Source organism: Pseudomonas putida (genome assembly GCF_028682475.1).
GTDB classification, from domain to species: Bacteria; Pseudomonadota; Gammaproteobacteria; order Pseudomonadales; family Pseudomonadaceae; genus Aquipseudomonas; species Aquipseudomonas putida_AG.
The window spans coordinates 1-6,542 of sequence record NZ_JANHLE010000057.1; the positions used below are offsets into that span (position 1 = coordinate 1).

Consider the following 6,542-nt stretch of genomic DNA (forward strand, 5'->3'; position numbering starts at 1 on the left):
TGTGTTTTTTCGGTGGGAGCGGGCTTGCCCCGCGATGGATTCAGACCTCAGGCCAGAACGCCCGAATCCCCGCCACACCCTGAGCGCCATGCTGCCAGGCTTTCTCACGCTCGGCAGCACCCACGCCACCCAGCAGATACACCGGCTTGCTGAAGCCTTCGATCAACTGCTGCGCCTGCTCCCAGCCAAGCGGCTGAGCCTCAGGATGGGTCTGCGTCGCCTGCACCGGCGACAAGGTGACAAAATCCACCCCCATCTGCTCGGCCAGGGCCAGTTCTTCAGCGCTATGGCACGAGGCAGCCAACCAGCGCTGCGTCGGGAACGGCCGACCTTTGCTGGCGTACTTGCGCAGTTGTTCCGAGGTCAGGTGCCAGCCCGCAGAGGGGAAATCACCCAGCCATTCCAGCGGCCCCTTGAGCATCAGCTGTGCCTTGCCAGCGCACAGGCCTGCAGCGTCCACCGCCACGTCCCGGTACTTGGGGTCGTACATGTTCGGCGCGCGAAGTTGCACCAGTTTGATCCCGCCGGCAATGGCCTTTTGAATGCCGCGCAACATCTGCGGGACTTCCAGGCCTTCCGGGGTAATCAGGTATTCTCCCGGCAAGCGTGCCGCAGCGACGATCGGCCGATTGGCCTCGGGGAAGTCATACTGCGGCAGTTCACGGGCCGTCACCCAGGCCAGCGGCTGGCCTTCGGCACCATGGGGCTCGCCGGTAAAACCACTGACTTCCCAGACATCCAGCAGCACCTGCTTGTCCGGATAGTCGTGGTGGATCTTGATCAACGGCCGCGCGGCCGTGACGGTAATGCCCAGCTCTTCGTTCAGCTCACGGGCCAGGGCGATTTCCACCGCCTCGCCGTCCTCGACCTTGCCGCCCGGGAACTCCCACAGACCGCCCTGATGCTGGCTATCGGCGCGCCGGGCAATCAGGATACGGCCGTCAGCGCCACGAATGACCGCAGCGGCTACATGTATGCGCTTCACCCTTCACGCTCCGCCAGACCAGCCTTTTGCCAGGCCTGGAAGGCTGGCCACTGGTAGATGGTCTCGATATAGGCTGCCGCCTCAGCAGGCACTTCCACGCGGTAGGTACGCAGACGCACCGCGACCGGGGCGAAGAACGCATCCGCCAGGCTCGGCGTGCCGAACAGGAACGGACCGGCTTCCTTGGCAGCCAGACGGCACTCGGACCACAGGGCGACGATGCGGTCGATATCGACCTGCACATCCAGCGGCATGGTCTCCAGCGCTTCATCACGCGACAGGTCGAACGGCATATTGCCGCGCAGGGCGAAGAAGCCACTGTGCATTTGTGCGCAGGCAGAGCGCGCCTGGGCACGGGCGGCGACGTCGGTCGGCCACAGGTTGGCCTCTGGGTGACGCTCGGCCAGGTATTCGGCAATCGCCAGGGAGTCGGCGATGATGCCGTGCTCGCATTTGAGCAGTGGCACTTTCGCTGTCGGCGAGTATTCCAGCAGCCGCGCACGGGTGTCGGGCTGGTTGAGCTTGATCAGGGTTTCATCATAGGTGGCACCGGCCAGTTCAAGGGCCAGGGCACCGCGCAGCGACCAGGAGGAGTACAGCTTGTCGCCGATGATCAGGTGGTAACTCATGGTTCGGCTCCATCAGGGGGACTGTCGCGGGGCAAGCCCGCTCCCACCGGTACTGTGGGAGCGGGCTTGCCCCGCGATGAAGTCAGGTACGGTATTCGGCGTTGATCTTCACGTACTCGTGGGACAGATCGGTGGTCCAGATCGTTTCGCTGCACTGGCCACGGCCCAGCTCGATACGGATGGTGATTTCCTCTTCGGCCATCACCGCCGCGCCCTGAGCCTCGGTGTAGGTGGCGCTGCGGCCGCCTTTGCTGGCGATGCAGACATCCCCCAGGTACACGTCGATCAGGCTGACGTCCAGCTCAGGCACACCGGCACGGCCAACAGCAGCGAGGATGCGGCCCCAGTTCGGGTCGGAGGCGAACAGCGCGGTCTTGATCAATGGCGAGTGCGCCACGGCGTAACCGACATCCAGGCATTCCTGATGGTTGCCGCCGCCGTTGACTTCAACGGTAACGAATTTGGTCGCGCCTTCGCCGTCACGCACGATGGCCTGCGCCACTTCCATGCACACCTCGAACACCGCTTTTTTCAGTGCTTCGAACAGTGGCCCACGGGCCTCGGTGACTTCGGCGACAGCCGCCTTGCCGGTGGCGATCAGCATGCAGCAATCGTTGGTCGAGGTATCGCCGTCGATAGTGATGCGGTTGAACGACTTGTTGGCGCCGTCGAGCATCAGGTCCTTGAGCACCTGCGGCGCGACCTTGGCGTCAGTGGCGATGTAACCGAGCATGGTCGCCATGTTCGGACGGATCATCCCGGCGCCCTTGCTGATACCGGTGACGGTGATGGTCACACCTTCATGCTGGAACTGACGGCTGGCACCCTTGGGCAGGGTGTCGGTGGTCATGATGCCGGTAGCGGCGGCAGCCCAGTTGTTTTCCGACAGGTCATCCAGGGCGGCCTGCAGGGCGCCTTCGATTTTCTCCACGGGCAGCGGCTCGCCGATGACACCGGTGGAGAATGGCAGTACGGCACTGGCATCGACACCGGTCAGCTCGGCCAGCCTGGCGCAGGTGCGCTCGGCGGCGGCCAGGCCCGGCGCGCCGGTACCGGCGTTGGCATTGCCGGTGTTGGTCAGCAGGTAGCGCACGGTGCCTTGCACGCGCTGCTTGGCGAGGATCACCGGCGCTGCGCAAAAGGCATTTAGGGTGAACACACCGGCGACGCTGGAGCCTTCGGCACAGCGCATGACTACCACGTCCTTGCGCCCCGGGCGCTTGATACCCGCAGAGGCGATGCCGAGTTCAAAACCTGGAACCGGGTGCAACGTTGGCAAAGGACCAAGACCAACAGCCATGTAAGCGCTCCTAGAAAAAGTACACCGGGTCGAAAAGGCCGGTGCTTGAGATGGAACAACGCCGCGACGGTACGGGACCGGTCGCGGCGTGGTGTTCGTGAATCAGCGGACTGCCGGGCAGATGAGGTTAGTTGATCTGGCCGTGGCAGTGCTTGAACTTCTTGCCCGAACCACACCAGCACAGTTCGTTGCGGCCCAGCTTCTGCTCGTTGCGCACCGGGGCAGCGGCGACGGCGACTTCAGCGCCCTCCTCCTGCTCCTCGGCTTGCTCCAGACCTGGTGCTGCAGCGTGCTGGAACTGCATGCGTGCAGCCAGCTCCTCGGCCTCGCGGCGCAGGCGGGCTTCTTCTTCGGCCGGATCTTCGCGGCGCACCTGAACGTGCGAGAGCACGCGAATGGTGTCGCGCTTGATCGAATCGAGGAGTTCCTGGAACAAGTTGAACGACTCGCGCTTGTATTCCTGTTTCGGGTTCTTCTGAGCGTAGCCGCGCAGGTGGATACCGTGACGCAGGTGATCCATGGTCGACAGGTGGTCTTTCCACAGGTCGTCCAGTACACGCAGCAGAATCTGCTTCTCGAAGGTGCGCAGGGCTTCGGCGCTGGCCTGCTCTTCCTTCTCGTTGTAGGCCGCCAGCAGCTCGGTCATGAGCTTCTCGCGCAGGGTTTCTTCGTACAGGTGATCGTCTTCGTCGAGCCACTGCTGAATCGGCAGTTTCACGCCGAAGTCACTGGCCAGCGACGCTTCCAGACCGGCCACGTCCCACTGTTCAGGCAGCGATTGCGGTGGGATGTGCTGAGCGACGGTGGCGTCGAGCACTTCCTGACGGAAGTCGGCGATGGTGTCGCCAATGTTGTCGGCTGCCAGCAGGCTGTTACGCATGTGGTAGATGACTTTACGTTGCTCGTTGGCCACGTCGTCGAATTCGAGCAATTGCTTACGAATGTCGAAGTTACGACCTTCGACCTTGCGCTGGGCTTTTTCGATGGCGTTGGTGACCATGCGGTGCTCGATGGCCTCGCCGGACTGCATGCCCAGCGCCTTCATGAAGTTCTTCACCCGATCGGAGGCGAAGATGCGCATCAGGCTGTCTTCCAGCGACAGGTAGAAACGGCTGGAACCCGGGTCCCCCTGACGACCGGCACGACCACGCAGCTGGTTGTCGATACGGCGCGATTCGTGACGCTCGGAGGCGATCACATGCAGGCCACCGGATTCGATCACCTGCTGGTGACGCTTCTGCCAGTCGGCCTTGATCTGCGCGATCTGCTCAGGCGTCGGGTTGTCCATGGCCGCGACTTCCACTTCCCAGTTACCGCCCAGGAGGATGTCGGTACCACGACCGGCCATGTTGGTGGCGATGGTCAGCGCACCCGGGCGACCGGCCTGGGCGATGATCTCGGCTTCTTTTTCGTGGTACTTGGCGTTCAGTACCTTGTGATCGATGCCTTCCTGCTTGAGCAGGTTGGACATGTGCTCGGAGGTCTCGATGGTGGCCGTACCGACCAGCACCGGACGGCCCTGGGCCATGCTTTCCTTGATGTCGGCAATGATCGCCGCGTACTTCTCGTCGGCGGTCAGGTAGACCAGATCGTTGAAGTCCTTACGGGCCAGCGGCTTGTTCGGCGGAATGACCATAACGTTGAGGTTATAGATCTGGGCGAACTCGAAGGCTTCGGTGTCAGCGGTACCGGTCATGCCGGACAGCTTGCTGTACAGACGGAAGTAGTTCTGGAAGGTGGTCGAAGCCAGGGTCTGGCTTTCGGCCTGGATATTCAGGTTTTCCTTCGCTTCGATGGCCTGGTGCAGGCCTTCGGACAGGCGGCGGCCCGGCATGGTACGACCGGTGTGCTCGTCGATCAGCAAGATCTGACCGTCCTGGACGATGTACTCGACGTTGCGATGGAACAGCTTGTGCGCGCGCAGGCCAGCATAGACGTGGGTCAGCAGACCGAGGTTATGCGCCGAGTAGAGGCTCTCGCCCTCGGCCAGCAGGCCGACCTGGGCCAGCATCTCTTCGATGAACTGGTGACCGGCTTCGTTGAGCTCGACCTGGCGGCTCTTCTCGTCGATCTTGAAGTGACCTTCCTGGGTGACTTCGCCTTCGACTTCCTCGATGTGCTGCTTGAGGCGCGGGATCAGCTTGTTGATCTCGATGTACAGCTTGGAGCTGTCTTCGGCCTGGCCGGAGATGATCAGCGGAGTCCGCGCTTCGTCGATGAGGATGGAGTCGACTTCGTCGATCACGGCGAAATTCAGCTCGCGCTGGAATTTCTCGTCCATGCTGAACGCCATGTTGTCGCGCAGGTAGTCGAAACCGAATTCGTTGTTGGTGCCGTAGGTGATGTCGGCAGCATAGGCCGCGCGCTTTTCTTCCGGCGGCTGGAACGGCGTGACAACGCCGACGGTCAGGCCGAGGAATTCGTACAGCGGACGCATCCAGTTGGCGTCACGGCGGGCCAGGTAGTCGTTGACCGTGACCACGTGCACGCCCTTGCCGGACAGTGCATTGAGGTACACGCCCAGGGTTGCGACCAAGGTCTTGCCTTCACCGGTACGCATTTCTGCGATAGTGCCTTCGTGCAAGGCCATGCCGCCGATCAGCTGGACATCGAAGTGGCGCATGCCCATGACCCGCTTACCGGCCTCACGCGCGACGGCGAAGGCCTCCGGCAGCAACTGGTCGAGGGTCTCGCCTTTGGCCAGGCGCTCTTTGAACTCTGCGGTCTTGGCGCGCAGCTGTTCGTCCGAGAGGGCGACCATCTTCTCTTCGAAGGCATTGACGGACTGCACCGCCTTGAGCAGGCGTTTCACCTCGCGCTCGTTCTTGCTTCCAAAAAGTTTTTTTAACAAAGGCGCAAACATATCGACAGGATCTTCCACACATAGGGATGGAGGGCGGCCCCGTGAGTCGCCCGTGCAGCCCTTATGGCCGCATGCGAACGAGCATTCTACCCGGAAACGACGGTGAAGAAAGTGGCGGATTTCCACGATGCTGGCACAGCGCTTTGACGGGGCTTTTTTACAATAAGGGCTTTTTCCACAACTTCAACCCATTGGCTACATGAAGTTTTGCCACAGACACCCGGACAAGGCGCTCGCCGGGGGATCTGATAAGATGCCGCTACTGTAACTTCAGGTGTCTCCCCCATGGCTTTTCGCCCCTTGCCAGCCCGCGCGCCCGCTGTACTGTTGCGCGAAGCCCGGCCGCTCAAAGCCCTGTTCAGCCAGGCCCAGCGCCTGGCGCAGCTGCAAAAACTACTCGACAGCCAGTTGCAGCCAGCGGCGCGTGAGCATTGCCATATCGCCTCCTGGCGCGAAGGCACCCTGCTGCTGATCGTCACTGATGGCCACTGGGCGACCCGCTTGCGCTACCAGCAAAAGCGCCTGCAACGCCAGCTGCAGACCCTGGACGCCTTTGCCAGCCTGACCCGGATCCTGTTCAAGGTGCAGCCACCGACCACCCAGAGCCGGGCGGCCCCGCATACCGCCGACCTGTCCACGCGTGCCGCCGAGAGCATTCAGGCAACCGCCGACGGTATCAGCGATCCGAAACTGCGTGCGGCGCTGGAGCGCCTGGCCAGCCATGCGCGGGACAAAGGGCCAGCGGACAGCTGACTCCCGCCGGCC

General features: G+C 62.5%; 5 protein-coding genes. 1 reads left to right on the forward strand and 4 read right to left on the reverse strand.

From position 1 onward, the window contains the following. Positions 1 to 40: 40 nt before the first annotated feature. From NPS47_RS24875 to secA, 4 genes are all read right to left on the reverse strand, one after another. Complete coding sequence (locus NPS47_RS24875; RefSeq protein WP_274297378.1) at positions 41 to 985, reverse strand: Nudix family hydrolase; 945 nt, start codon at positions 983 to 985, stop codon at positions 41 to 43. Then, the gene (locus NPS47_RS24880; RefSeq protein WP_274297379.1) at positions 982 to 1,614 is read right to left on the reverse strand and encodes a glutathione S-transferase family protein; all 633 of its coding nucleotides are present in this window, start codon (positions 1,612 to 1,614) and stop codon (positions 982 to 984) included. Before NPS47_RS24880 ends, NPS47_RS24875 begins: the two co-directional genes overlap by 4 nt. An 82-nt stretch (positions 1,615 to 1,696) precedes the next feature. After that, positions 1,697 to 2,914 carry a bifunctional glutamate N-acetyltransferase/amino-acid acetyltransferase ArgJ gene (gene argJ, locus NPS47_RS24885; protein WP_274297380.1) on the reverse strand — a complete coding sequence of 406 codons (1,218 nt, stop codon included), beginning with the start codon at positions 2,912 to 2,914 and terminating at the stop codon, positions 1,697 to 1,699. Between the two features lie 127 nt (positions 2,915 to 3,041). Continuing rightward, positions 3,042 to 5,777, reverse strand: coding sequence for a preprotein translocase subunit SecA (gene secA, locus NPS47_RS24890; protein ID WP_274297381.1), 2,736 nt, complete (start codon positions 5,775 to 5,777; stop codon positions 3,042 to 3,044). A 285-nt stretch (positions 5,778 to 6,062) separates the two neighbouring features. On the opposite strand from secA, the gene NPS47_RS24895 reads away from it, so the two are divergent. Beyond that, entirely contained in the window at positions 6,063 to 6,530 is a 468-nt protein-coding gene (locus NPS47_RS24895) for a DUF721 domain-containing protein (RefSeq protein WP_274297382.1), read from the forward strand. The last annotated feature ends 12 nt before the right edge of the window (positions 6,531 to 6,542 follow it).

Excerpts from the sequence above, each read along its gene's own strand:
- NPS47_RS24880 (WP_274297379.1), bottom strand. The coding sequence starts at position 1,614 with ATGAGTTACCACCTGATCATCGGCGACAAGCTGTACTCCTCCTGGTCG.
- argJ (WP_274297380.1), bottom strand. The coding sequence starts at position 2,914 with ATGGCTGTTGGTCTTGGTCCTTTGCCAACGTTGCACCCGGTTCCAGGT.
- secA (WP_274297381.1), bottom strand. The coding sequence starts at position 5,777 with ATGTTTGCGCCTTTGTTAAAAAAACTTTTTGGAAGCAAGAACGAGCGC.
- NPS47_RS24895 (WP_274297382.1), top strand. The coding sequence starts at position 6,063 with ATGGCTTTTCGCCCCTTGCCAGCCCGCGCGCCCGCTGTACTGTTGCGC.